Source organism: Providencia sp. LY12, assembly GCF_057621555.1.
Genome location: NZ_CM172594.1, coordinates 502,247 through 528,536 on the forward strand (window position 1 = coordinate 502,247; position 26,290 = coordinate 528,536).

Genomic DNA, 26,290 nt, shown 5'->3' on the forward strand with positions numbered 1-26,290 from the left:
AACGGCGTTTTATAGATAATCTGGGATATATGAAGAATAAAAGACCTTCTTTGCAAGATGTAGCCGACCGAGTCGGTATCACAAAAATGACGGTGAGCCGTTTTCTGCGTAATCCTGAGCAAGTTTCAGAATCCTTGCGCGGGAAAATTGCCAATGCAGTGGAGGAATTAGGCTATATCCCAAACAAAGCGCCTGATATTTTGTCGAATGCCACAAGCCACGCTATCGGCGTTCTATTGCCATCATTAACTAACCAAGTTTTTGCCGAAGTGATCCGCGGTATTGAAGCCGTCACCGACAAACATGGTTATCAAACCATGTTGGCGCACTATGGTTATCGTGCAGAAAAAGAGGAAGAGCGCCTAACTTCGTTACTTTCTTACAATATCGATGGCGTGATTTTAGCGGAACGTACCCATACCGAGCGCACCCTGCGCATGTTAAAAACGGCGGGGATCCCTGTCGTCGAAATTATGGATAGTATTTCTCCTTGTTTTGATGCAGCGGTAGGCATTGATAACTTTGAAGCATCTCGACAAATGACGCAGGCGATGATCGACCGTGGCTGCAAAAAAGTCGTCTATTTAGGGGCGAGGCAAGATGAACGGACAATCATCCGTTTGGAAGGTTATGAAAAAGCCATGCTCGACGCCAAACTGACTCCACGTAATTTAATGACTCAAGAGAGCTCCTCTTATTCTCTTGGTGCACAATTACTTCAAGAATGCCGTGTAAAATATCCTGATACCGATGGGCTATTTTGTACCAACGATGACTTAGCCATTGGTGCGATTTTTGAATGCCAGCGCTTAGGGATCAATGTCCCCAACGATTTGGCGATTTCAGGCTTCCACGGACACGATGTGGGACAGGTGATGACCCCGAAATTAGCCAGTATCTTAACCCCCCGTGACCTTATGGGGCGCAAGGCGGCAGAAGTCCTGCTGGCCAGGATGCGCGGTGAAAAATTAGCACAGAAAAAATTCGATGTTGGTTTTAAGTTACTAACTGGTGAAAGTATCTAATAAGGTTGCATCGAGTCAGCAAAACATTATTGCGATTACCATCACAATTCCGCTGTTTTCTTCACCTATCTAATTGCTAAATAAATATCCACTAGCAATAATGTTACCCGTAACCTGTTACCGGTAACATCCCACCAGGGTACCGGAATAACAACCTAAATTAAATTTCAAATCTAGAATTAAATAACCTCTTTTCAACACCCGAGGAGTTTCCTATGAGTGATACCCAAAATCAAAACTACACATTTGTCTTAATGGGGGTATCGGGTAGCGGCAAATCCGCAGTGGCGAGTGGCGTTGCTCAGCAGTTACAAGCTGCCTTTTTAGACGGGGACTTTTTGCACCCGAAATCCAATATTATGAAAATGGCATCTGGACATGCACTGAATGATGATGATCGTCGTCCGTGGTTAGAAGCGCTGAACGGTGCCATTTTTGCAATGCAAAGAACCAATCAGGTTTCTCTGGTTGTGTGCTCTGCATTGAAAAAGAGCTATCGCGATATTCTTCGTGAAGATAATAAAAATCTCTATTTTATCTATCTGAAAGGCGATGCTGCAGTGATTGAAGAGCGTTTAAGAGCGCGTCGTGGTCATTTCTTTAAACCAGAAATGTTGAAATCACAGTTCGATACACTGCAAGAACCCGATACCCAAGAAGTCGACGCTTATGCGGTTGATATCCGTCCCGCGCTCAATGAGGTTATCGACAATACCTGTGCAACCATTCGTCAAATCATGACGGGAGATAAAGCATGAACGCACCAGTAGAAACATTAAGTACCTTAACACTGGTACTGACTGCCGTTGGCTCGGTGGTGTTATTGCTATTTTTAGTGATGTACGCGCGTTTACACGCTTTTGTAGCGTTAATGATTGTGTCGATTGGCGCGGGTCTATTTTCTGGTATGCCAGTCCAAGATATCACTGCAACCATGCAAAAAGGGATGGCGGGAACCCTTGGATTCCTTGCTATCGTCGTCGCTTTAGGTGCCATGTTCGGTAAAATCCTGCATGAAACGGGCGCTTTGGATCAGGTCGCTCATAAGCTATTAGATCTTTTCGGTGAAAAGCGCGCGCACTATGCGGTGGGGATCGCCGGTTTAATCTGCGCACTGCCATTATTCTTTGACGTGGCTATCGTGTTATTAATCGGCGTGGTATTTGCGGTAGCAAACCGTACGGGTCACAACGTGGTACGCTTAGCTATTCCTCTGTTTGCCGGTGTGGCAGCAGCGGCAGCCTTCCTGTTACCGGGGCCAACACCCATGCTGGTGGCGTCACAAATGGGCGCAGACTACGGCTGGATGATTTTAATTGGTCTGTGTGCGGCTATCCCAAGCATGATTTTAGCGGGTCCACTGTTTGGTAGCTTTATCAGTAAGTTTGTTCATATTGATATTCCTGCTGACTACCAAGCACCACAAAGCTCTAACGGCAAAATGCCAAGCTTTGGCTTCAGCTTAAGCCTCGTGTTGTTCCCATTACTGCTGGTTGGTTTAAAAACCATCGGGACTCACTTTGTGGAAAAAGGCTCGAATCTAGAAAACTGGTTAGAATTTATTGGTCACCCATTTACGGCATTATTACTGGCATGCTTGCTGGCAATCTACGGCTTAGGCTTCCGCTACGGCATGGATAAAGAGCGTGTGATGGCGGTCTGTTCCGCAGCAATTCAACCTGCGGGTATCATCCTGTTAGTGACTGGTGCGGGTGGTGTATTCAAACAAGTACTGGTGGACTCAGGTGTAGGTCCGGCATTAGGTGATTCACTGATTGGTGCAGGTTTACCGATTGCTGTCGCGTGTTTCGTCTTAGCGGGTGCGGTGCGTGTTATCCAAGGTTCTGCGACTGTTGCTTGTCTAACGACTGTTGGTTTAGTCCTGCCTGTTATCGGTGAGCTAGGTTACTCTGGCGCACAACTGGCTGCATTAGCGATTTGTATCTCTGGTGGTTCATTAATTCTGAGCCATGTGAATGACTCCGGTTTCTGGTTATTCGGTAAATTTACAGGTGCAACTGAAGCTCAAACCTTAAAAACGTGGACTATCATGGAAACGATTTTAGGAACGACAGGTGCGATTGTTGGGATGATTTTCTTTACCTTCCTGTAAAACTGATTTCTCTCTATCTCTGCTGTAAAAAACAAAAGTCAGCTTACTTCGGTAAGCTGACTTTTTTGTATGTGAAGATAACGAAATAGGTTTATTTCAGCATCTGATTAAACTGGCTATACAGTGCTTGTGCGCTTTTCTTATAACCATCTGCAGAGAAATGCACATTATCAGGACGGGCTAAACCTTGTGATGCCCATGCGCGGATAGAACAAGGCCCGCCCATGTTAGCTTGCCAATCCCAAAACAGCGTATGTTCCTGAGCGGCAATGTTTTTCTGAATACGAATAACATCCATCAAATTCACCGGCATCTGTGCGCTACAACCCGCCGCATTACTGAATTTAATTGAGTCGCTTGGCCCCACTAGCATAATCACTGCATTAGGCGACTGCTGGCGAATTTGGCGAATTTTATCCCGTAGGTTTTGTTCGTAAGCTGCCAAATTCAGGGTGTCATTAAATGCTTCGTTGGTACCGAAAGCTAAAATCACCATATCCGGCGACATTTGAGCCAGCGTGGCACTCCACTGTGGTTGCCATTTATCCAGCATGTTGATGGTCGCACCGTTCAAACCGATAGCAGATAACATCACACCGGGTTTATTCGAACGGACTAACCATCCACCCACCTTGAGATTACTTGTCGTTCCAACTGACACGGTTGATGGCAATTGCGTGCTCACTGGTGCAGAGAATTGCCAGCTATTTCCCGTGGCAGGTAAGGCAACTGTCGAAGATGAGGATGGCGAAACCTGCATCTGGGCACCATTCGAGCTTTGGTACAGTGCTTGTAAGCGATAACTATTTTGGACAGGCTGCAACGGTTTTAATAACACATTGCTCTTGCTACCTTGTGGCTCCGCTATCAATCCACCTAACGGGTAGTCAAAACGCTCGTCTTTGCGGCTACTGGAAAGTGACCAATCTGACTTATCACTGACGCGATTAATGGTGGCGGTGCGTTGACCCGGTACCGAAATTGGCGGTACAAAACCAGGACCTGCATCTCCATAACGTTGTTGGAACAATGCTCTTAATTCACCAGTGAAAAAATCTGCGGCCGTGTGTGAATCCCCTATCTGAACGATATGGACTTGTTGACCACCTTGGCGCAGTTTAGACGCCAATTGACTTAAATTGGGTTCACCGTTATTGACTAACTGCTCTTGCTCTGTAGGCGCTTGCCACTGAGTTTGCGACGTTTTGCCGCGTTTAGTATCAGGGGTTTGACAAGAGACTAAGCCTAATGACAGCAGGGTAATAACACTAGCTGTGAGTAGCTTGCTTTTGACCTGATTCTGGTTGTTCAGTTTCATGAGGTTCCTTGTCTTCCTCTTCGAAATGGATCAGTGAAAATACGCTTTCGGCAATCATTTGTTGCCCTTTACCACTGAAATGGATCCCATCACCACTGCGCAATTTTATAGCATTGCTACCATCCCCAATATAGTCGGAATAGTCGTCATTTTTATATTTAAAGACGTCATTGGCAGAAATGTACATTTCGCCATACTTCGCAACTTCGGTTTGGTAGAGACCGCGTAGGAACTTCATCCCATCGGAGAGGGTGTTTTTACGCATATTCGGTGGACCCACCCAAATCACATCGACATGATGTTGGCGTGCGGTGGAGAGAATTTCACTGATACGCGAACGATAGGTTTGCTCCCACTCTTCGCTCTTGAATTTCACATACTTATAGCCCGATTGTGGTGGCATATCCCACGGGTCATTAGGACCTAAAAAGACCACTAAAACTTTAATATTCGGGTTATCGTTCAATGCTTTGGCAATGGTATCTGGCCAGTTAAAGAATTTAGGGTATGCGAGACCGGTACTCTGCTTACTTAAGTTAATACTCTCAATATTATACTTTTTCAACAGCATGTTTTTAACATGGGGAGCGACACCCTGCATCATGGAGTCCCCAGCAAACAAGACTTGATCCCCCGCAGCAATATTAGCTATCTGTTTTTGAACGACAGGTCCTTCAGGCTGTGCAATAGTCACTCCCGCAAAGGTTCGGCCCGGAATTTTAGCGCGAGCTTGAGGGCGCTTTAATAACTCAGGGAACGTGACCGATAAGCTCTCTGCAGGATGAATATAACCATTAACAAAGTGTAGCCCGACACGGAAATCTTGTGGGAAAACTAACGTTTCGTGGTTAGCGGCCATTTGGGCGGCAAGTTTATCTTCAGCGGCTTTTTGTCCAGATGCGTGATAGGCAAAAGTTGCACCTGCTTCTTGGACGCCATCATGTAACGCGCTCCCGTAATCCCAGACGGGGTTTCCGCTGATTTTCGCCCATGGAGTATCTTGGTGATACTTTTGCTGCCAGAATCGCTCTAAGGAGCTTTGGTTTAACCAAATCAGTAGCAAGCCTGTGATGATGACAATCAGCACCACTTGTCCGGTTTTTTTCAGGTTATTTTTAAACTCAGAAGTTAGCATAGATAAATCCTGGCATTCCCGAAGGTGAAAGCATAAACATAATCGTCAACACGATGGCTAATGGGATTGGGTAATAGTACCAAGCGATATCTTGATATTTCTTGGCAACATACTGGTAGCCTTGAACGAAATACGGGTAGGCGAGGAATAGTACCCAGAATGCAATCAGCAAGCCGAGGTTCGCGCTAATTGAGGCGATAAATCCAGGCTCAATAAATTGATTGAGCATTACCAGCGCATCATCAAACGATGGGCTACGGAAAAAGATCCATGCAAAGCAGACAAAATGGAAAGTCAGAATTCGTGCAAGTAATTTTGAAACGTGGGCGTTGGGAATTAACTGGGTTCTCCCCAGTTTTTTCATTAGCTCAGTTTTAATATTAAAAATTACCGTTCCTAAGCCATGAATGGCGCCCCAAATAACAAACGTCATTGCCGCACCATGCCACAGACCTGAAATTAACATTGCGGTTAGTACGTTGATATTTTTGCGCACAAATCCTTTGCGACTACCGCCCAATGGAATATAGATATAATCCATGATGAAGGTCGATAAACTGATATGCCAACGTTTCCAGAAATCTTGTAAGTTGGTGGCTAAATATGGGGCATTAAAGTTAAGTGGCACTCTAAAGCCTAATAGTAATGCAATCCCCGTCACTAAGTTGGTATAACCGGAGAAGTTAAAATAAATATTCCACGCGTAAGCGTAGGTGGCAATTAATATTTCCCCTGCACTAAAGCCTGCGGGAGCATCAAATACCGGATTAACGTAGTTTTCAGCGAGGTAAGAGCTGAATAGAAACAGTTTTACCAGTGCTAAGCTAATTAACAAAATGGCGCGGCGAGAGTCGAGAATAACACGGCTTTCAGCTTGGATTTGCGGTAAAAAGTTTTTCGCACGGTTAATTGGACCCGCAACGATACTTGGGAAAAAAGCCAAATATAATACGACGTCAAAAAAGTCGGCTTTTTCAATTTCTTTGCGGCATACAGAAACGGTATAGCTGACGGAATGGAAGGCGTAGAAAGAGAGCCCCAATGGTGCCAACAGTTCCAGTACAGGCAGTCCAACGCTAAATCCAAACTTATCGAGGGTTTGCTGAATAGTTTCCTGGAAAAAAGAATAATATTTAAACGCAGTAAAGCAGCCAATGATCCCGATAGCTAATAACGAATATACCCATCGGTTAGATAACCAAACCGTTGCCCAGTTGGTGAGCAAATAGATAAATAACGTGTAGCCAAACAGAATATAGGCAAAGTCAGGGCTAAACGAGTAAACAAAGAAATAACTTGCCGTAATGAGCAGCCCATTCTGTAATTTAGAGCTGGGTTGGCAGCCCCAATAAATAAGAAAAAAAACTAAAAAAGAGCCAAGAAACTCAAATGAGAAGAAATTCATATTAGACTCAGGTGTTATTTGTTATGGGTGACCATGATATTTATTCTTCCTCGGCTTGCAATCAGAATTTCGTCATATTTCGCGCTGTCGCGGTGTTGTCATTGTATCGCCATCCTAGTCACATACTTATGTTTACTCGTTATACTTCGAATTTTAGGGGTGTTGGCTGCGCTCAGCTACCCTAGTCACATACTTATGTATGCTCCTAGGGATATCTTCTCTTGCCGCCTACCTAAAACCCGAATTATTTAGAGTAAATAGGGGATAAGGGAAATAAGTTATGTAAGATTCAAAGTTCAAGATTCAAGATTCAAGATTCAAGATTCAGAGTCTAAGAAGTATAGCTGGGGCGGGGTGGGTTGTCATATTTCGAGTAGATGAGAAAAAGTGCAAAAAAAATCCACTTTCGAAAAAGTGGATTTTTATACTGTGTACCTGGTGTGTAGATACTAAAATTAGCTGCGAGTCGCTGCTCTTTGTTGAGCTTGTGTAATCAATTCTTCGTTGCTCGCGTACATCTCTTTCAAATAGCGGTTATATGATGAACCTAACTCTGAGTACCCTTTCATATCGTTAATCAGCTTGACGGAGTCTAACTCATCTTGTGATTGACGCTGTTTAGCACGCGAGTGACGTAAAGACTCATACGCGTTATGGGTATTCATATTCTTCATATAGGCAGTCACTGTTGCTTCAACAGAAGCGTAAGCTGAGTAGCCTTTGATCTTTCCTTTGCTAACTTGGCAACCGCTACCACAGCGCATACCAAATAAATTTCCGTTTTGTAGAGCAAGCTGAGAAGTACCCCAACCAGACTCTGTAGCCGCTTGTGTCGCAACTAAATGCGTTGGCATGATGTCTACACGACTTAACAGCTTATCCCAATTAATACGTTTTGGGTTGCTGCAACTGATGCCATAACTATCGCAGATCTGGGTTAGGCGACGTAGCTCTTGGGCGCTCCATTTGGTGTTCGTGCGCACGGAAAGCAGCCAGTTACGCTCTTCCATAATCTGTTGATTGACTTTTTCAATCACCGGGACAATCGTTTTCAAAAACGCTTTCTTACGTGGAGTACCAGACGGGTATTTACGCATATCAGGCAGTGGTGTTTCTGCTTGATTTGAGTTTTGTGCCGACTTCAGTGTGAAGTCTTTTTTAAGCATCGTACTGGTACTGGTGGAGCCAAAACTGAGGCCCGAAAACAAAAGTAAAAATAAGAAAGCGAAGACGGCGTTTGTCCCCATCGTTCGAGAGGGCATTTGCTTCTCCTATGTTTCTCTGAACAAAAATCGAGCGAATGGTAGCAGAATAATTTTTCACGAGCTACCTTTATCCGACTCACATTAGGTAAATTTCTGTATTAGTATGTCATTAAGTGTTGATTTATTTTAACTTAATGATTTTATATTAGAAATAATTGCGTTATTTATATTTTCAATGCTTTATTTATCAATTTTTGTTTTTGATTTCATCTTGCAATCATCTGATTTAAGCCAAATTAGATTAATTTTCAAACAATTAACAGGTGTATTGTAGGGTTATTATGCTTAAAAAATAACCGATCAGTGGTCTAAATTTTAAACAAAATGGGGTGTTTCGCATTTTATGAGTGGTATTGGTTGTTAAAAATACAGAATCAAAATCGACTTTCAATGTGTGAAAAGGACAAAAAAAATACCGTTTTTTGACCTTTTGCTTCAGCCAAATATTACTATTAATCGACGACTTTTTTAGTCGTTCAATGGCACGGTTTGCTGTTTCTGATCTTCAATTTTTGCATTCTCCGCGAGCCGTTTGAAATCATCAACTGTCCAATATGTCTCTGGGATAGGAAGTTGTGCCATATGATCGGTGGGTACTAAGCGAAACTGTGCGAGAGAGGATAATGCGAATCCTGCATATTCCGACGGCAAACTGAGTTTCAGCCCCAAAGTCGCTACAGCTTGGGTAGGTAAAAACGGATAGCGGCTATCGGTGGTGTCATAATCGCGTGTGAGCACTAAAAATTTATCTGGAACACGCTTCGCACTATTCCACCAAAGCCCATCAATTTTGTTAAATGCATCGCGAGTTAAGGGTTTTTCTTGAGCCCCAAGTTGATGTAGTGCAATGGGAAGCAGTGCTTCGAGAGATTGCGAGAATATCGCAAGTGACTCAGCACGACCTTGTAAAATCAGCGAACTTGCTAGCCTTGCTCCCACTAAGTTGGAATATAAGTCTTCGGGAGAGAAGGCAGATATCCCCTCCGAAAAGCCAGGAACTGATTGATAACCATACCATTGTGCAATTTCATGCCAAGCAGCTAACTGAAATGCAAGTTTAGCTGCCAGATAAGTACTTAACGTATAGCGCTCTGCGGGGGACGCAGGTGGTGTAAAGGCGGAAAAATGGATTTGTCTGCTCGCGAGTTCATCGCTGAGGGTTAGTGTCCACTCTTCACCAAGTTTTGGGTAAATCTGGCTAAAGAGATATAACGTATAGTCGGCGGTATCTCGAACATGGGCAATATCAATAAACCCGCCATCTGTGGTATAGATAAGCCCCACTTTTTCGTTACTGATCCCCATTAGACCTGCGGTGGCGCCCAAGTAACTATCATTATAATGGTGCTCACCAAGATTATCGGCTTCCACTATGTTGTCGATGGTATAGAAAGGAACGGGAATACCTGCTACTTCTGCTTGAAGGTCATAGCCAAAAGCACAGCAGGCTCGAAGTCCTTGAGGGGCTTTGAGATCTTGCAGAACAGACCACGCTTGAGATGCTTCCTCGTTGGAAATCGTATCTAGATGAAGGTTCGCCGCAGGTAAGTTCAGCTCCTCGCGAGTTTGGCAGGCGACGAGCATAAGTAAAAAACATGAAGTTATTAGCAGCTTAAACATTAAAAAGACTCACCAACTTGGAAATAGACGCCCGTACTGTTGCGACCAACACCAAAATCCAGTCTCACATTCATCCTAGGCTTAAATTCAAAACGATAGCCTACACCGGCACTTGGTAGCCAGTGTCCAGCACCTAATTCTGAGGGAGAGTCGCTCATGGTCCCCGTGCCTAACCAGCCAACAACCCCGTGCCGCCAGTCTAATTTATGTCGTAACTCGATTTGACTAGTAAAAATATTGTTGTCCCGATAGCGCCCTTCATAGTAACCCCGCATGCGGTTACTGTTACCTAATAAAGAAAGCTGATTCCACGGTACATCTCCCGTAGTAAAGCGGGCATAGTTATCAACGGCTACGACGGTTTTCTCTGTGAGCTCATGGTAATAGGCATACTGCAACTGGGCCGCTTGAAAACGGGTATCACTACCGAGGTTTGGTGAAAAATAAGTATAGATAACCTCGAGTGTTTGCCCATGATGTGCGTTGGGTAAAAAGTCTCGGGTGTCATAGCTATAGTAGGCGCTGACGCCTGAACTGATAACCGAACGCCCGCCAACTGATTGCGAAAAGTAAGCTTTTGCGCCTTCATCGGGATCGCTGGCATTGATCGACGAAAAATTCCAACCTAGTCCCACATAGGTGGCATCGGTTAGCTTATATAAAGCCCTTGGGGTAATTTTGAACTCTTGGGAATGGTATTTTTCTTTATTGCTCTCTTTTTTACCCGCTGCGTATCCTTTACCCCAATAATAAGTCGGTACATTATTGATGGTGCCAGATACAAATAGTCGCCATTGGTCGCTATCTACAAAGTTGTAGTTAGTGAAGTTGAGTCCAAAAGCCCCTGTGGATGATGCAAAACCACTTAATCCAATCGAAGAGGGCTGGGTTTTGGTGTCTTGTTTGTCGAGACGATATAAACCCACTAAAGCGGTTCCGACACCTAACCCCATTTCAGGAGTATAGAAAGGCCCCGGTAAGACGCCCCAGTCGATAGTTTTGGATTCATCAAAGCTGTTTTCGCCCCCAAGCTCGCTGAGCCAACCATCAATTTTTTCCCGTTCAGGAAGGATTTGTGCTTGCGAGGAGAAGGCAATGATAAGGCTGAGCAGTGTCAGCCTACGCAGGTGTTTCTGTTGTAACATTAAAAACGGAACTCGCCTGAAATAAAGAAGCTGTTACGGTTATTAAAGCCCACTTCGGTCAGAACGTTAAAGTTGCGGGTTAACTCAACACGAGCACCGACGGTATTGTTCCATTTATGGGCAAGGTGTTGTTTAACGTCGAATTTTACATTTCCAATCAAAGGCTTAAAATCACCATTCATCATATCGTCGAGTTCTTCTGGCAAGCTAAGCTTACTGACATCCCCTTTAAAGCGCTGGGTAATATCTTGGTACATAGCACCTGTCCAAACTTGAACTTTGGTATTTCCTTGACCGGCAATTAAAGGTTCAAAAACGAATTCATAACCGATACGGGGTGTGACAACAAAGGCACTAATATCACCATCAAGAATATCGAGGTTGGTACGGGTATAGTTCATATCTAACGTACCGAAGAACTGATTATATGCACCTGCAAATGTGACGCCTCCACCATAGGTTTTACCTTCAAAATCTAAAACGAAAGGCATGTCTTTATCCCACATGCGATCAGGACTATCACCCATATAAATCCCTGTGATGTTCGTTTTAGAGGTACCTTTGGTTTTACCGTAGACGCCATATAGATTCATGAAAGGTAACACCCAAGCATCAAGCTTCAATGTATGTGATTCATTCTTCTCACGAGTATGACCTGTTTCTACTGATATTTGAGAGAGTAAAGCTTGCCCCAATGGTTTGCTTGCATTAAACCCAATGCTATCAACGACAATGTCCTGACGCAGATTCATATAGCCATAGCTGGCACCAAAAGGCTGTGGTAAGTCATAACCTCGAGCGCGTGCTTCATCTCCCCAAATAGGCAATACACGGGATTCAGTCGTTGATGAACGCGTGACACCGCCTTCGCTATTATTTTTAGGGACTCCAGATTCGCTCATGCTTAATGAAAATAGTGGAGTGTCACTATCGGCAAAACTGGCAGGGATAGCCAGACAAGAGGAAAGTAGCAGCGCTGCGCTGTAATGAATGCGTGTCATAATGAACTCAATGATTAGTAGAATAGAATGAAGGAAACAATAAATTAATTAACTTACAGTTATCGACAAAAGTTTAGCATATATGACAATTGATAATATGGCTCATGATGCTATTTTAATGATATTTCGCTACCTATGAATGCGTATTATTATCAATATGATGGATGTGATTAAGATATTAGGAAGATGCTATTGAAGTGCTAAAGAGCGTGCTGAAATTTTGGATATCTCAGCACGAATATGAAGAAGAAGGGTATTATTTGCTGTTTTTCTGATGAAACTGAACACGCTCATGGAAATAATCTTTTAAATGCGCTTCCATGCTGTGAATTTTTTGTTCCAGCGCATTAATTAAGACATCATCATTATTCATATCAAAAACGCGCTTCATTGCGAGGTCATCAATATATTCTTTTTGTTTCTCAGATAAATCAGCCATGTTGTAAAGCCTCTATTTTCAAAACCTATATAAGAAAGGATTATTTCACCAACCAAAAGCCTTGGTGATGCTGGTTCTCATTGTGCCTTAGTGAATACGGGATGAAAAGTGGAATTACGTTGCATCAAATAATGATGATTAGTGCTCCTAGTTTAAATATGAGAGATTAAACGCCTATCTGATTGGGTTAAGAATTATCACAATATTCTTATCGAATATAAGCTGATATCCTCCAGTAAGATAATAAATAACAGGGCAAAATAGTGAACAATAAACAACAATACCTTGATATTGCTGCTGGAAACGGGGAGAAAGAAGCCTCGATGATGGTGGCCATCCCTGCATCAGAGCTGACCTCCCTACAACTTGAACAGCGTCTGGAAGAGCAAACCTACTTTACTGAAGGGGAAATCGATTACCTGCCTGATGAAGAAGGCGGCGGTTTCTTCTTTAGCTGTAAACGTGGCGAAGAAGAGTTACGTTTTTACGTTTCGCTTGTGGAGAGCGACCCGGAATACACCATCAACCCGTATTTCGCGACAGATCCTATTAGCCAAGAACTTTACACGCAGGCAAGCAATGCGCCACAGGCCGTGGTGGTTGAATGCCTATTCCAAGAAAAGCCTTTAGTGAGCTACCTACAGCAGCTTAAAATTATCCAAATTTTAGTGCCTGATTTATTACTGGGCTTGGATATTTCTGCCGCAGGTAAAGTCTTTACCCGTGAATGGCTTAACTTCCAGCTGATCGACGATTTAATGCCAAGCATTGATTCTTTGTATGTGGTGCATGCCATTTACGATCATGATGAAAACTCAGAAGATTCAGCACCGACCAAATATTGGTTCCATACTCATGGGTTAGCCCGTTGTGGTTTATCGGAAGCGGAAATTATCATTCCACACCCGATTGCGTCTTATTATGGGATCCCTGAGTTGTTCTGGAGCTTTGTGAACAACAGCATTACCAACGGAAAAATCGACTTTAATGAGCCGATTTTCATTGGGCAAACACAAACCGGCTATGAATATTTAGTGGCGGTACCTTTTGAAGAAGGTCTCCTTCATGTAGGAACTTCCACACCGATCGATAACTTAAAACCGCTGGAAGAGATGAACTTCGAGTTTGGCGATATGAGCTCTGAGCGTTTTATGGGGGATTGGCACGACCGTGACGAATCTCACCAGCATCCATCCGTAATGTTATTCCGTGTCACGCAAGAAAACCCAACATTGGAAAGCTTCTTTGAAGGGTTTGAAGACCAAAATGCAATGATGTTTATGCGCACTGATGAAGAAACGGCGGATATGTCCAGCAAAGCCAGACTACGTTGGGAATACTTCACTCACATGCTCGATAACTATGGTCCAAAGCCAGTCGCACCGAAAAAAGGGCTATTTGCGAAGCTGCTCGGAAAATCGGAAGAAGAGGAAGAATCAGAGTGGCGCTTCTTAATTAAATGCGGCATTAGTTATCAAGATGAAGAGGGTGATGAAGGGCACGAACATATGTGGTTTGAGCCGTTGACATGGAACGGCGACCAGTTTGAAGGCCGTTTAATTAATCACCCATTCTATGTGGAAACCATGGAAGAGGGCGGTGTTTATCCGCTAACGCGTGACCATATCACGGATTGGACTATTTATTATCAGGACGGTAGCTATACTCCTGATACAATCTATAAACTTCTTAGTGGTGCTCAAGTGCATTAATCTATCTTGATTGACTAATGCGAATAGGGCACTGAATTCAGTGCCCTTTTTAATGAGTTAAATGTGACAATGACCCAACCTGAACTGTACCAATATGCCCTATTTTTACTTTCCAGACGCGATTATGGCAAAGCGGAGTTATTTGCCCGTATGAAGCGCCGTATGTATGAAAAAAATGAGGGGATTATCGATGAGCAGTTGATTGAAGGGGTGTTGGATAAACTGAGTGAGCAGCACTTTTTGGATGATGACCGTGTGGTATCACTGCTATTGCAAGGGTATTCGCGTAAAGGATATGGACCTTTGCGGATCAAACAAGAAATGCGGCAAAAAGGATTTGCCGAGACATTAGTCGAACACCATTTTGCTGAGCTTGATGTCGACTGGTTTGAAAAGGCAGCAGAAGTACGCAGTAAAAAATTTGGGGATGAAATCCCAACTGACTTTAAAGAGAAGGGTAAACAAATTCGTTATCTGCAATACCGAGGTTTTTTTGGTGACATGATATTTGAGTTATTCTCGCGCTAATTTTTGCAGTTAATCTTACATTATTTATGATGGTCATTATGTAGATAATCACGCCATTTAATATCGCTTAAATTACTATTATTTGGCTTTAGTTTAAATGTTTAATGCCCCTGAATTTCATTTCTTTTGCTTAGTCAAAAAATAATATTTTTTTGACTTGTGTTTTTATCTATTTCTAGATTAAAAATATTGTCCACTATGATCATTATCAGTGTATTTCGCTTTTTTTTTAGGCAGAGTACCACCAATAATTACAAAATGAGACGGGCAGGAGAAACACATGATTGAGCTCTTAATAGGCGTATTGGTCGCCGTTGGAGTTGGGCGCTATATAATAAAGGGTTACTCTGCAACTGGGGTATTAATGACGGGGGGTATTTTACTCCTAATTATTACTGCGTTAATGGGTAAAAGCATTTTACCAGAATCAGTGAAAGCAACGGGATGGCGCGTTACTGATATTCTGGAATACATCAAGTTCTTATTAATGAGCCGAGGTGGTGACCTCGGTATGATGATCATGGTGCTGTGTGGGTTTGCGTCTTATATGACTCACATCGGTGCGAATGACGTGGTGGTTAAAATTGCCTCCAAGCCATTAAAAATGATCAACTCCCCATACTTATTGATGGTTGCGGCGTATATTGTTGCTTGCTTGATGTCACTGGCAGTTTCATCGGCAACAGGTTTAGGGGTGTTATTGATGGCAACCCTGTTCCCTGTGATGGTTAACGTTGGGATCAGCCGTGGCGCAGCGGCGGCTATCTGTGCGTCACCAGCCGCTATCATTCTAGCACCAACGTCTGGAGACGTTATCTTAGCGGCGAAAGCAGCGGAAATGCCTCTGATTGATTTTGCATTCAAAACCACACTGCCTATCTCCATTGCTGCCATTGTTGCGATGTCAGTGGCTCACTTCTTCTGGCAGCGTTTTCTGGATAGAAAAGAGCACGTCAAAACCGAAATGCTGGATGTGAATGAAATTAAAACCCACGCACCAGGTTTCTACGCGATTCTACCATTTACTCCAATCATCGGCGTATTAGTGTTTGATGGTAAATGGGCGCCTGAGCTACATATCGTCACTATTATTGTTGGCTGTATTATTATGGCTGCAATCATTGAGTTCATTCGTAGCTTCAGTGCAAAACACGTCTATGGTGGCTTAGAAGTTTGCTATAGAGGTATGGCTGATGCGTTTGCAACCGTCGTGATGCTGTTAGTGGCAGCTGGCGTATTTGCTCAGGGTCTAAGCACCATCGGCTTTATTAAAGGCTTGATCGACTTAGCGCAATCCTTTGGTTCTGGCGCGATTGTGATGATGATTGCGCTGGTGGTGATCACTATGTTAGCGGCGATGACCACTGGTTCTGGTAACGCACCATTCTACGCATTCGTTGAATTGATCCCTCACTTAGCGAAGCAAATGGGCGTCAACCCAGCTTACCTTGTCATTCCAATGTTACAGGCATCTAACTTAGGTCGTACATTATCACCGGTTTCTGGGGTGGTGGTTGCGGTATCGGGGATGGCGAAGATTTCACCGTTTGAAGTGGTGAAAAGAACCTCGGTTCCTGTATTAGTTGGGCTTATCGTTGTTGTGATTGCTACCGAGATTTTAGTGCCAGTCTATTTGTAACAAAATAGGTATTTACCAAACAAAAATGGCTAGAAATTATTCTAGCCATTATGTTGCTGACAAAGAGGGACAAAAGCGTGGTTTTTCCCTCTTTGTGTTATCAGGCGAAAATCAATGAATTGATTTTCCTTGTTAATTCTACAACCCAAAAGAGCCATTTCCAACCCTGATGGGTTTGGAAATGGTCTGATGGCTAGAAATTATTCTAGCCATTTTTTTATCGATATTTATTTCGGTTAAAACTTAGGTTCAAAAGAAAAAAAACTCTACGCTTTTTTGATGTGGTGTTTTGGTATTTTCAATCAAATGATAAAAATTTATTTGCGATTATTAACAAATTGTCATTTTTTTAAATTCAGATATGAGATCTACACCAAAAAGCCAGAAAGATTAATCAAAATAAGCTAGTTGCTCTAACGCATTTAATGCAAAATTCGCCGCATCTTTTTTTATCCATTTTAAAACGATGAAGTGACGGTATGAGCACAATAAAAACCGCAGTAAACACGACAGACAAACCTGCCAGTAAGTGGACTTATAAAGACTTCACTTGGGTATTATCTCTTTTTGGTACCGCCGTTGGTGCGGGTGTTCTTTTTCTGCCAATTAAAGCTGGCGCGGGTGGTTTCTGGCCATTAGTTGTATTAGCTTTAATTGCAACGCCAATGATTTGGTTAGCTCATAAAGGGTTAGCGCGTTTTGTTTTATCGGCTAAGAAACACGATGCTGATATTACCGATACTGTGGAAGAACATTTCGGTAAAACAGGTGCGAATATCATTACTTTTGCTTATTTCTTTGCGATTTACCCAATCGTATTAATTTACGGCGTGGGTATCACTAACACAGTAGACTCATTCTTAGTGAACCAAATTGGTATGGACCCACTGCCACGTTGGTTGCTGTCTGGTGTGTTAATTGCAGCAATGACCGCAGGTGTCGTATTCGGTCGTGACTTAATGCTGAAGCTCACTTCTATGATGGTTTATCCATTAGTCTTCATCTTATTAGCACTGTCTCTGTACCTGATCCCTGAGTGGAATACGTCGATGTTAGAAGTCGCACCAGATTGGAGCGCAATGCCGATTGTTGTCTGGATGGCGATTCCTATCATCGTATTCTCTTTTAATCACAGCCCAATCATCAGCCAGTTTGCAAAAGACCAACGTCAGCAATTTGGCGACCAAGCTGTGATTAAAACTGACATGATCACTGGCGGCGCAGCATTTATGCTAACTGGCTTCGTGATGTTTTTCGTATTCTCTGTGGTTCTGTCACTGAGTCCTGCTGAGTTAGAAATCGCGAAGAAAGAAAATATCAGCGTGTTATCCCACATTGCGAACATTAACCCATCACCAATCCTGTCTTACTTAGGTCCTATCGTGGCATTCGCAGCTATCGTTTCTAGCTACTTTGGTCACTTCTTAGGTGCGCACGAAGGTCTGGTTGGATTAGTCAAATCGCGCTCTTCAGTTTCTGTGAAGAAAATTGAGTTAATCTCTTTACTGTTCATTGTAATCACCACTTGGATCGTCGCGATTATCAACCCAAGTATCTTAGGTATGATTGAAACCATGGGTGCCCCAATGATTGCGGCAATCCTGTTTATCCTGCCAGTTGTGGCGATGCGTATCGTGCCTGCAATGAAACCGTTTAGTACCTCTAAGCCAGCGCAAATCTTTACGCTGCTATGCGGCTTAGCATCAATTACCTCTGTGATTTATGGCGCGTTCGCGTAATTAAATTCAGTTGTACCGAAACCCATATTGCTTCGGCAATATGGGTTTTTTTGTTTCTAATGCGGTCTTATTTATTTTATGAATAACTTTAGATGAAATTATTTCAAGTCTAGATGGTTGTGCGAGGAATTTACTTGGGGGATATTGGAAAGGACTGCCGTGAAATAATAAGTACCGTGAAATAAAAACAAGAACCCATTCAATTGGCAGTGCGGGTATAACAAGGATAACTCAATGAAATTAGAAACATTATCAATCCACGCAGGCTATTCTCCAGACCCTACAACCAAGTCTGTCGCGGTGCCTATTTATCAAACCACCTCTTATGCATTTGACGATACACAGCATGGCGCAGATCTGTTCGACTTAAAAGTTGCAGGTAATATCTATACCCGCATTATGAACCCGACCAACGATGTGCTAGAAAAGCGCGTTGCTGCCCTTGAAGGGGGAATTGCTGGGCTGGCTGTGGCTTCGGGCATGGCAGCTATCACCTATGCAATTCAAACCATTGCCCAAGTCGGCGATAACATTGTTTCGGTGGCAAAACTGTATGGCGGTACGTACAACTTACTGGCGCATACTCTACCGCGCCTTGGTATCGAAACCCGGTTTGCTGAACACGATGATTTAGCCGCACTAGAAGCCCTGATTGACGAGAAAACAAAAGCCGTTTTCTGCGAATCTATCTCTAACCCTGCGGGCTTCATTGTTGACCTTGCCGCGCTGGCGGAGGTCGCTCATCGCCATGGCGTACCTCTGATTGTCGATAATACCGTAGCGACTCCGTATTTATGCCGCCCATTCGAACACGGTGCGGATATTGTGGTGCACTCGTTAACCAAATATATCGGTGGTCATGGCACCTCAATCGGCGGAATGGTGATTGATTCAGGTAAATTCCCATGGGCAGAGCACGCAGAGCGTTTTTCTCTGCTGGTTGAGCCGGATATCGCTTATCACGGTGTCAGCTATACAGAGCACTTCGGTGCGGCGGCGTTTATTGCGCGTTGCCGCGTGGCACCGCTGCGTGGAACGGGAGCAGCATTATCGCCATTTAACGCCTTCTTGATCTTACAAGGTCTGGAAACGCTCGCGTTAAGAATGGAGCGCCATACTGAAAACGCAGTGAAAGTGGCACAATTCCTCGAAAACCATCCGCAAGTGGCATGGGTAAAATATGCGGGGCTACCAAGCAACCCTGAGCACGCACTTGCGCAAAAATATATGCAAGGTAAACCTGCTAGTATTATGTCTTTTGGGATCAAAGGGGGGCAAGAAGCGGGGGCGCGTTTTATTGATGCACTGAACCTGATTGTTCGCTTGGTCAATATTGGCGATGCAAAATCATTAGCTTGCCACCCAGCATCGACCACCCATCGTCAATTAAATGATGCAGAGCTAGCTCGTGCAGGAGTATCGCGCGATATGATCCGTTTATCCATTGGTATTGAACATATCGATGACATTCTTGCTGACTTAATCCAAGCCTTGGATGCAGCCAAGTAAATCTTGTTAAGTAGCTACCGATAAATAAAGGCGGTTATTGTGAAGAATATATTGCAATAACCGCCTTTATTGTTACCTGCGTGATTAACTGTTGGGTTTTATTCTTCTTCCTAGAATTAATAACTATTCGCAAGCGGCATCGTTTTTTAATTTATTTTTCATTCTGTTAAAAATAAATGGAAATCGCTGAACTATTGTTTTTTAATCGAGTCTTAACAAGCAGCTCATCCTGTTATCTTAATGTTGAAATAAAAGATTCATTTATTGATTGTTTATCTCATATGGATGTATGAAATACGAAAATGTTTATTGGTTTATACTGGGTTTAGTCGAACTAATGATAATAGAACCCTGATTTTATCAATCAAAAGTGCCTGAAGCTTCGGCGCAAATAATAATTATTAAATATTTATGACAATAATGGTTGAGATTAAATGATGATGGCAAATAATAAAGTTGCCTACTTTAAGTGGTGCCTATTATTCGGTTTTGTACTCATAACCTATTTTCTTCCTCTCAATGGGCGCATGCTATGGCAGCCCGATGAGCTACGCTATGCAGAAATCAGCCGTGAGCTGATATTAAGTAGCCATTGGAGCGTGCCTGAGCTGCTTGGTATCCGCTATTTTGAAAAGCCGATTTTTGGTTATTGGGTCGGTTCTTTCTTCCAAATGTTATTTGGTGAAAACAATGTCTCGGTTCGGTTAGGTGTGGTGTTTAGCACCCTTATCAGCGGGTTATTTGTTTATCTTAGTGCAAAGATGGCATGGAAAAATAAAGATCTCGCGTTTAATGCGGTGCTTATTTATCTTTCCATGTTTATGATTTTGACCATTGGGACTTATAACATCCTTGACCCAATTGTGACCGCCTTTATTACGATGATTATCTTCTTTTTCCAATGGGGGATAACCACGACACAACGCGCTCATAAATTGTATGCCTATATTCTGATTGGCGTGGCATGCGGTTTAGGCGTTATGACAAAAGGCTTTTTAGTTTTAGTGCTTCCCGTTTTAGTGTGTTCCGTTAGCGCAATTTACTTTAAAAAGTTCAAAGACGTCTGCCTGTACGCATTAATTTCGATTCTTGTTGCCGTGTTAGTTTGCTTACCGTGGGCGCTTACTATTGCAAGCCTAGAGCCAGATTATTGGAGTTACTTTTTCTGGGTTGAGCATATTCAGCGTTTTATGGCGGATAACGCACAAAACAAATCTCCGTTCTGGTTCTATATGCCGATTTTGTTGGCGGCGGTGCTTCCGTGGTTAGGTTACCTCTTCTCATCCATTGCACACGCAGTTCGCGCGAGAGGCATGAACCTCTATTTCTTATTGTGGGCGGCGCTACCTTTCCTGTTTTTTAGTGTGACAAAAGGGAAGCTTCTCACCTATATTCTGCCGTGCATCGCACCCATCGCGATTTTGATGGCATCCTATTTGCAGCAGGTTTTAACTCAGAATAAAGTGGCTACCATTCGCCTGAATGCACTGATAAACATCACGTTGGGTATCGCGGCGGCAGGGGCATTTATTGCATCACCTTATTTCCCTAAAATGAATTTATATCAAGGGGATGAAAGCTACAAAATGTGGATTGCCGCAGGGGCATTTCTGTTTTGGGCTGTGATGGGTGTAGTGTCATTTAACCGCAAATTCTGGTCATGGGCAGCCGCCTGTACGTTAGTACTCAGCCTCAGTATTGGGCATGTGATCCCTAAATATATTGAGAGCAATAACACCCCGCAAGGCGTGTTAACAAAATACCAAGATCAGCTACAAAACCGCGCGGTACTTTTAACCAACAATGTGGGATTAGGCACTGCATTGGCTTGGGTACTCAAACGCGATGACATTACCATGCTGTATCAAACGGGTGAGCTAGGCTACGGGCTGAATTACCCAGATGCGGAAAATCGTTTTTACCGTTTAGAGCAGCTACCAAGCTTGTTGGCGAGCCAAAATAACCGCAACGTTGCGGTGGTGGTTGATGCTTCGCAAAATGAAGTCATTGATGCTTTACCGGGTACGCCAATTATTATTAAAGAAGGTAAGTTAGTGATGGCTTTCTATGAAGGTCAGTAAATTAACAGCCTGATAATAGCTTGAAGAAGAGCCGCACTACGAAAGTATGAGGCTCTTCTTTCTGTTGATTAGAGTATTAATTCAAACATCGCTGAGAACACTATTTACGCCATCGGTTAGTTGGGTCGGAGCGCGTTTTCCATACCGGATAAGGATGATAAATCATCATCATTGCCACACTGTTGCTCATAGGATTAGCCACAGAACCTACTGATTTGCTGTCATGAACTGACCGTTTATCATGAACGCTTCGCTTTTCCTTGCGAGCGGGAACAAGTGAAAGATGGTTTAACGATGATAAATTCATGGTGCCGTCTCCTCAGAGTGTTTAATTAAACGGTTAGCTTCAGCCAGCTCATAACGTCTTGGGGTTAACGCTGTTGCGCTGTGATTACGTGCGAGCACGGAATAGATAGTTGGCAACACAAACAGGGTAAATAGCGTCCCCACCAACATGCCTGTGACAATCACCAAACCCAGCCCAAAACGGCTATTTGCTCCAGCGCCAGTCGCGAACAGAAGAGGAACTAAACCGATAACCATTGCTGCCGTCGTCATCAAAATTGGGCGTAAACGGATTTGTGCTGCTTTTAAAATGGCATGGCGTTTATCTAACCCTTCGTTAGCTTGCAGCTCATTGGCAAACTCCACCATCAAGATCCCGTGTTTACTGATTAGCCCGATCAAGGTAACTAAGCCAATTTGGGTATAAATATTGAGGGTGGCATAACCCAATGCCAGCGGAATCAAGGCACCACAGATAGAAAGCGGAACGGTAATTAAGATAATCAACGGATCTACTAAACTTTCATACTGCGCTGCGAGCACTAAATAGATAATGAGCAGCGCCGCCATAAACGCGAAGGCGAGGGTGTTTCCTTCTTGTTTATATTGGCGCGAATCAGATTGCCAATCATGGCTAAAACCAGCGGGTAGTTCGCTGGCTATCTCATCGAGATACGCCACTGCTTGCCCTATGGTAACGCCCGGTGCAGGGATCCCTTGGAAAATGGCCGCATTTTGCTGATTAAACTGAGACAGTTTATTAGGCTCTACTTGCGTTGAAATATCCACCACCGTCGACAGCGGGATCATGCTGCCATCTTCGGACTTAACATAATGGCGGGATAACGCTTCAGGCGTCAGTCGCTGGCTGCGTAGGCTTTGCGGGATCACATCATAAGAGCGCCCATCCATGCCAAAGCGGTTGATATAATTCTCACCCACCAGCAACGTTAAGGACTCACCAATATCCTGCATGCGAATGCCTAAACTGTTGGCTTTCGAACGATTAATCCGCACCTCAACCACAGGGTTGTTATAGTCGAGATCGCTATCGACCACCATAAACAGACCACTTTCACGCGCTTGCTGTTTAATCTCTTCCATAGTGCGATACAGTACCGGATAATCTTGCGGGCTTTTTAGCACCATCTGAATAGGCAAACCGCCCGTCGAACCCGGTAATGCAGGTAACTGGAATACAAAGATACTGTTACCTTCCACATCGCCAACACGATTTTGTAAATCCGATTGGATCGCCGACGCAGGTCGCTCTCGCTGCTCCCAAGAGGTTAAGTTTGTTCCTCCGAAACTGGCTGATGGGCCATCGGTACCGTTAATAATCCACGTACTTTCGGTTTCGGGTAGCTCCATAAACACATCGTGTAATTTACGGGAGAAACGCTCCACATACTCAAGGTTGGCATATTGCGGAGATTTAATCGCCGTTAAGACGCTTGATTGGTCTTCAACAGGTGCCAGCTCTCGTGGCGCGGATTGATACAACATTGGCAGGCTGATCACGACACCGACAGCTAAAATTCCGGTGATCCAGCGGTTCTTCAATGAGAAATTCAGCACCGCCGTATAGTAATGGGCAAGGGTCTCGAAGAAGGTTTCTGCCATTCGCGCCATGCGCCCTTCATTCTGTTTTGAGTTCAACATAAACGAACTCATCACCGGAGAAAGGGTTAACGCCACGATGCCAGATACAATCACCGCACCCGCTAATGTGAGCGCAAACTCTTTAAATAATGCTCCTGTTAATCCAGACATTAAGCCAATCGGTGCATACACCGCAGCGAGGGTAATGGTCATCGCGATAACGGGACCTGCTACCTCACGGGCGCCGATCAAGGCTGCCAAAACAGGGGATTTCCCCTCTTCAATATGGCGATGCACGTTTTCTACCACCACAATGGCATCATCCACCACCAACCCAATCGCCAGCACCATCGCCAGTAAGGTCAGCAAGTTAATACTAAAGCCGAACGCCATCATCAATGCCGCCGCACCTAGCATGGACAGCGGAATGGCAAGAATGGGAATAATCACGCTGCGAATCGAACCAAGGCACAAATAAATCACGGCGATAACAATTAGTAGGGCTTCAACAAGGGTATGGATCACTTGGTCGATGGAGGCTTTAATAAACCGTGAAGTTTCAAAGGCCATTTCCACTTTTACCCCCGGCGGCAGGGTTTTGATGATATCTGGCATTAACTTATTCATGCCATCTACAATCACCAGCGGGTTACCGGTTGGCGTGGCAAACAAACCTAAGTAAATGGCAGGTTCCCCATTCATTAAGCCACTGGTTTCTGTAGATGCTGCCCCCAGCTCAATGGTACCCACATCCTTTAAGCGCACCAATCCGTTACCATCATTGCGGATCACCAAATCGCGAAATTCATCCACATTGGTTAAATCGGTGTTCACATACACGTTAGAAATGACAAACTCACCCTTTACCTTACCGGGAGCTGCTTGATAGTTATTTTGGCGCACCGCTTGGGCGACCTCAGCCGCTGAAATGCCGCGACCAGCGAGCTTATCCGCATCCAGCCATAAACGCATCGCCAGTTGTTGCCCGCCAAATACTTGCACTTTCGCTACGCCATCAATGGCGGAATACATTGGTTCTACCACGCGGGAAAGGTAATCGGTTAGTGCGGGAATCGAAAGTTCGGTACTGGAAAAACCAATATAAGCGACGGCAGTGGACTCTCCTGAAGAGAGCTCAATCACAGGGTCATAGGCCTCTTTCGGTAACTTATAACGTACTTGGTTCACCTTCGCCATCACTTGGGTGAGAGCTTGGGTTGAATCGCGGTTTAGCTCCATGCGAACCGTCACAAGGCTGCTGCCTTGAACGGATGATGAGGATAGGTAATCAACCCCTTCAACGGAAGAGACCGCCTGGGCAATCGGCTGAGTCACAAACCCCTGCATCAATTTTGCCGATGCACCTGGATATTGCGTGGTAATAGTGATGGTTGAACTTTCTAATTGAGGATATTGGCGAATGGGTAATTTGCTCAGCGCAAACAGCCCGATCAATACAATCAAGGCACTGACGACTAAAGCCAATACCGGTCGGCGCACAAACAAGTCCGTAAATTTCATAGTACTGTCCTTAGGAACCTTGCGGGGTTTCAGATAATGTATTTTGAGCGACAGGGGTAATAGCAGAGCCATTATTCAGGCGTAGCTGCCCAGAACTGACCACTTGGTCGCCCTCCGCAAGTCCATGTTCAATTTCGATATTGCCATCAAAACGTTGCCCCGTTTTCACGGAAACGCGTTTGACCGTCATGGCGTCCCCAGTCCCTTCAGCGATAAATACCGTATCTCCGTAAGCAGTGTAGGTGACCGCCGTTTCAGGAATGGTCAACACCGCATTGTTGGCTTGTCGCACCACGGTGACATTGGCGTACATACCTGCTTTTAGCTTGCCATTGCTGTTATCCAGCGTAGCTTGCAACGCAATTGTTCGGGATTTGCCAATCAACGGATCAATAGCCGTCACTTTGGCAGGGAATGGGGTTTCGGGGTAAGCATCGACGGTGATATCTACCACTTGTCCTTGATGCAATTCCGGGGAGGCTTGCTCATCCAATGAAAAATTCAGCTTCAACGTTTGGGTATCCACAAGGCTGGCTATCGCTTCACCAGGGCTAAGGTATTGCCCTTCATGGACTTGGCGAATACCAATAGTGCCATCGAATGGGGCATGAATGGCTTTTTGCGCAATCAGCGCTTGGGTCTGCTGAATCAGCCCTTGTGCCATATCGCGCTCGGCACGGGTACTATCCACCTGCGCTTCTGCCACTAAATGTTGCGCAGACAGAGAACGGGTTCTGTCATATAGGCGGGCGGCATTGCGGTATTGTGCTTGATAGCGAGCTAAATCTGCACGTTCCACCGCATCATTGAGCTGCACTAATAATTGCCCTTTTTTGACCTGTTGACCGGATTCAAAACCAATTTTGGTGATGCGCCCACTGGTTTCTGCGGCTACAAACACCTGACTACCCGCTTCTAATTCCCCCACACCGTAAAAAGTGCGTGGAGCATTAGCCAAGGTGACGGGAGCAAGAGCCACTTTCACTGGAGGATACTGATAAGCCGCTTGTGGCTTATCGTCTGAGCTGGCGTAAGTCGAGTAAATGGCGGCTCCCCCACCTACGGAGAGAAGCCCTGCACATAGCAAAGTTAGCGTTTTTTTATTCATTATCATTGGCATCTTAAATTGACAATTAAAGAGGCTGGCACTATAAAACCTTAAGTTAAGTTGAGGTCAATAGGGGGAAAGAAGAAATGGTGGGTAAAAC

General features: G+C 44.2%; 20 protein-coding genes. 9 read left to right on the forward strand and 11 right to left on the reverse strand.

Annotated elements, in window-relative coordinates; all coding sequences use genetic code 11:
• Positions 1–29 precede the first annotated feature (29 nt).
• The 3 genes from gntR (at position 30) to gntU (ending at position 3,138) form a co-directional block, all read left to right on the forward strand.
• The gene (gene gntR, locus ACY3ZI_RS02220) at positions 30–1,025 is read left to right on the forward strand and encodes a gluconate operon transcriptional repressor GntR (protein ID WP_211887896.1); all 996 of its coding nucleotides are present in this window, start codon (positions 30–32) and stop codon (positions 1,023–1,025) included.
• A 215-nt stretch (positions 1,026–1,240) separates the two neighbouring features.
• Positions 1,241–1,783: a gluconokinase gene (gene gntK, locus ACY3ZI_RS02225; RefSeq protein ID WP_211887895.1), complete on the forward strand. Its 543-nt coding sequence runs from the start codon at positions 1,241–1,243 to the stop codon at positions 1,781–1,783.
• Positions 1,780–3,138 carry a gluconate transporter gene (gene gntU, locus ACY3ZI_RS02230; protein ID WP_211887894.1) on the forward strand — a complete coding sequence of 453 codons (1,359 nt, stop codon included), beginning with the start codon at positions 1,780–1,782 and terminating at the stop codon, positions 3,136–3,138. Before gntK ends, gntU begins: the two co-directional genes overlap by 4 nt.
• Positions 3,139–3,229: 91 nt before the next feature.
• Here the strand turns inward: gntU and ACY3ZI_RS02235 are convergent, their stop codons facing one another.
• The 8 genes from ACY3ZI_RS02235 to ACY3ZI_RS02270 form a co-directional block, all read right to left on the reverse strand.
• Positions 3,230–4,456, reverse strand: coding sequence for an SGNH/GDSL hydrolase family protein (locus ACY3ZI_RS02235; protein ID WP_211887893.1), 1,227 nt, complete (start codon positions 4,454–4,456; stop codon positions 3,230–3,232).
• Complete coding sequence (locus ACY3ZI_RS02240; RefSeq protein WP_487375914.1) at positions 4,407–5,591, reverse strand: SGNH/GDSL hydrolase family protein; 1,185 nt, start codon at positions 5,589–5,591, stop codon at positions 4,407–4,409. The genes ACY3ZI_RS02235 and ACY3ZI_RS02240 overlap by 50 nt, the downstream gene beginning before the upstream one ends.
• Positions 5,578–6,996, reverse strand: coding sequence for an MBOAT family O-acyltransferase (locus ACY3ZI_RS02245; protein WP_487375915.1), 1,419 nt, complete (start codon positions 6,994–6,996; stop codon positions 5,578–5,580). The genes ACY3ZI_RS02240 and ACY3ZI_RS02245 overlap by 14 nt, the downstream gene beginning before the upstream one ends.
• A 455-nt stretch (positions 6,997–7,451) precedes the next feature.
• Positions 7,452–8,258 (reverse strand): protein bax, encoded by an 807-nt coding sequence (locus tag ACY3ZI_RS02250; RefSeq protein WP_036955332.1) that lies wholly within the window; start codon positions 8,256–8,258, stop codon positions 7,452–7,454.
• Positions 8,259–8,729: 471 nt separating this feature from the next.
• Entirely contained in the window at positions 8,730–9,881 is a 1,152-nt protein-coding gene (locus tag ACY3ZI_RS02255; RefSeq protein ID WP_487375916.1) for a DUF4056 domain-containing protein, read from the reverse strand.
• Positions 9,881–11,026 carry a BamA/TamA family outer membrane protein gene (locus ACY3ZI_RS02260; RefSeq protein ID WP_211887889.1) on the reverse strand — a complete coding sequence of 382 codons (1,146 nt, stop codon included), beginning with the start codon at positions 11,024–11,026 and terminating at the stop codon, positions 9,881–9,883. Before ACY3ZI_RS02260 ends, ACY3ZI_RS02255 begins: the two co-directional genes overlap by 1 nt.
• Complete coding sequence (locus ACY3ZI_RS02265; RefSeq protein WP_487375917.1) at positions 11,026–12,027, reverse strand: hypothetical protein; 1,002 nt, start codon at positions 12,025–12,027, stop codon at positions 11,026–11,028. The genes ACY3ZI_RS02260 and ACY3ZI_RS02265 overlap by 1 nt, the downstream gene beginning before the upstream one ends.
• Positions 12,028–12,283: 256 nt before the next feature.
• Positions 12,284–12,466 carry a hypothetical protein gene (locus tag ACY3ZI_RS02270; protein WP_006658236.1) on the reverse strand — a complete coding sequence of 61 codons (183 nt, stop codon included), beginning with the start codon at positions 12,464–12,466 and terminating at the stop codon, positions 12,284–12,286.
• 263 nt (positions 12,467–12,729) lie between these two features.
• Between ACY3ZI_RS02270 and ACY3ZI_RS02275 the strand changes: the two genes are divergently transcribed.
• The 6 genes from ACY3ZI_RS02275 to arnT all read left to right on the forward strand — a co-directional run bounded on the left by ACY3ZI_RS02275 (position 12,730) and on the right by arnT (position 21,674).
• Positions 12,730–14,178: a DUF4026 domain-containing protein gene (locus tag ACY3ZI_RS02275; protein ID WP_211887887.1), complete on the forward strand. Its 1,449-nt coding sequence runs from the start codon at positions 12,730–12,732 to the stop codon at positions 14,176–14,178.
• 69 nt (positions 14,179–14,247) lie between these two features.
• Complete coding sequence (locus tag ACY3ZI_RS02280) at positions 14,248–14,706, forward strand: regulatory protein RecX (protein ID WP_036955318.1); 459 nt, start codon at positions 14,248–14,250, stop codon at positions 14,704–14,706.
• Positions 14,707–14,986: 280 nt separating this feature from the next.
• Positions 14,987–16,345 carry an anaerobic C4-dicarboxylate transporter DcuC gene (dcuC, locus tag ACY3ZI_RS02285; protein WP_036955315.1) on the forward strand — a complete coding sequence of 453 codons (1,359 nt, stop codon included), beginning with the start codon at positions 14,987–14,989 and terminating at the stop codon, positions 16,343–16,345.
• A 479-nt stretch (positions 16,346–16,824) separates the two neighbouring features.
• Complete coding sequence (locus tag ACY3ZI_RS02290; RefSeq protein WP_036955312.1) at positions 16,825–18,084, forward strand: aromatic amino acid transport family protein; 1,260 nt, start codon at positions 16,825–16,827, stop codon at positions 18,082–18,084.
• Positions 18,085–18,318: 234 nt separating this feature from the next.
• The gene (locus ACY3ZI_RS02295) at positions 18,319–19,593 is read left to right on the forward strand and encodes a bifunctional O-acetylhomoserine aminocarboxypropyltransferase/cysteine synthase (RefSeq protein ID WP_154599654.1); all 1,275 of its coding nucleotides are present in this window, start codon (positions 18,319–18,321) and stop codon (positions 19,591–19,593) included.
• 434 nt (positions 19,594–20,027) lie between these two features.
• A complete protein-coding gene (gene arnT / locus ACY3ZI_RS02300; RefSeq protein ID WP_036955307.1) occupies positions 20,028–21,674 on the forward strand; it encodes a lipid IV(A) 4-amino-4-deoxy-L-arabinosyltransferase in 1,647 nt (548 codons plus the stop codon).
• 100 nt (positions 21,675–21,774) lie between these two features.
• Here arnT and ACY3ZI_RS02305 read toward each other — a convergent pair whose 3' ends face one another.
• Genes ACY3ZI_RS02305 through ACY3ZI_RS02315 form a run of 3 tightly spaced genes read right to left on the reverse strand, consistent with a single transcriptional unit; the run spans position 21,775 to position 26,190 of the window.
• A complete protein-coding gene (locus ACY3ZI_RS02305; protein WP_487375918.1) occupies positions 21,775–21,981 on the reverse strand; it encodes a hypothetical protein in 207 nt (68 codons plus the stop codon).
• Positions 21,978–25,082 carry a MexW/MexI family multidrug efflux RND transporter permease subunit gene (locus ACY3ZI_RS02310; RefSeq protein ID WP_211887884.1) on the reverse strand — a complete coding sequence of 1,035 codons (3,105 nt, stop codon included), beginning with the start codon at positions 25,080–25,082 and terminating at the stop codon, positions 21,978–21,980. The genes ACY3ZI_RS02305 and ACY3ZI_RS02310 overlap by 4 nt, the downstream gene beginning before the upstream one ends.
• Positions 25,083–25,092: 10 nt before the next feature.
• Complete coding sequence (locus tag ACY3ZI_RS02315; RefSeq protein ID WP_211887883.1) at positions 25,093–26,190, reverse strand: efflux RND transporter periplasmic adaptor subunit; 1,098 nt, start codon at positions 26,188–26,190, stop codon at positions 25,093–25,095.
• Positions 26,191–26,290: the final 100 nt, after the last annotated feature.

Coding starts and splice junctions, on each gene's coding strand:
- gntR (WP_211887896.1), top strand. CDS start 30: ATGAAGAATAAAAGACCTTCTTTGCAAGATGTAGCCGACCGAGTCGGT.
- gntK (WP_211887895.1), top strand. CDS start 1,241: ATGAGTGATACCCAAAATCAAAACTACACATTTGTCTTAATGGGGGTA.
- gntU (WP_211887894.1), top strand. CDS start 1,780: ATGAACGCACCAGTAGAAACATTAAGTACCTTAACACTGGTACTGACT.
- ACY3ZI_RS02235 (WP_211887893.1), bottom strand. CDS start 4,456: ATGAAACTGAACAACCAGAATCAGGTCAAAAGCAAGCTACTCACAGCT.
- ACY3ZI_RS02240 (WP_487375914.1), bottom strand. CDS start 5,591: ATGCTAACTTCTGAGTTTAAAAATAACCTGAAAAAAACCGGACAAGTG.
- ACY3ZI_RS02245 (WP_487375915.1), bottom strand. CDS start 6,996: ATGAATTTCTTCTCATTTGAGTTTCTTGGCTCTTTTTTAGTTTTTTTT.
- ACY3ZI_RS02250 (WP_036955332.1), bottom strand. CDS start 8,258: ATGCCCTCTCGAACGATGGGGACAAACGCCGTCTTCGCTTTCTTATTT.
- ACY3ZI_RS02255 (WP_487375916.1), bottom strand. CDS start 9,881: ATGTTTAAGCTGCTAATAACTTCATGTTTTTTACTTATGCTCGTCGCC.
- ACY3ZI_RS02260 (WP_211887889.1), bottom strand. CDS start 11,026: ATGTTACAACAGAAACACCTGCGTAGGCTGACACTGCTCAGCCTTATC.
- ACY3ZI_RS02265 (WP_487375917.1), bottom strand. CDS start 12,027: ATGACACGCATTCATTACAGCGCAGCGCTGCTACTTTCCTCTTGTCTG.
- ACY3ZI_RS02270 (WP_006658236.1), bottom strand. CDS start 12,466: ATGGCTGATTTATCTGAGAAACAAAAAGAATATATTGATGACCTCGCA.
- ACY3ZI_RS02280 (WP_036955318.1), top strand. CDS start 14,248: ATGACCCAACCTGAACTGTACCAATATGCCCTATTTTTACTTTCCAGA.
- dcuC (WP_036955315.1), top strand. CDS start 14,987: ATGATTGAGCTCTTAATAGGCGTATTGGTCGCCGTTGGAGTTGGGCGC.
- ACY3ZI_RS02290 (WP_036955312.1), top strand. CDS start 16,825: ATGAGCACAATAAAAACCGCAGTAAACACGACAGACAAACCTGCCAGT.
- ACY3ZI_RS02295 (WP_154599654.1), top strand. CDS start 18,319: ATGAAATTAGAAACATTATCAATCCACGCAGGCTATTCTCCAGACCCT.
- arnT (WP_036955307.1), top strand. CDS start 20,028: ATGATGATGGCAAATAATAAAGTTGCCTACTTTAAGTGGTGCCTATTA.
- ACY3ZI_RS02305 (WP_487375918.1), bottom strand. CDS start 21,981: ATGAATTTATCATCGTTAAACCATCTTTCACTTGTTCCCGCTCGCAAG.
- ACY3ZI_RS02310 (WP_211887884.1), bottom strand. CDS start 25,082: ATGAAATTTACGGACTTGTTTGTGCGCCGACCGGTATTGGCTTTAGTC.
- ACY3ZI_RS02315 (WP_211887883.1), bottom strand. CDS start 26,190: ATGAATAAAAAAACGCTAACTTTGCTATGTGCAGGGCTTCTCTCCGTA.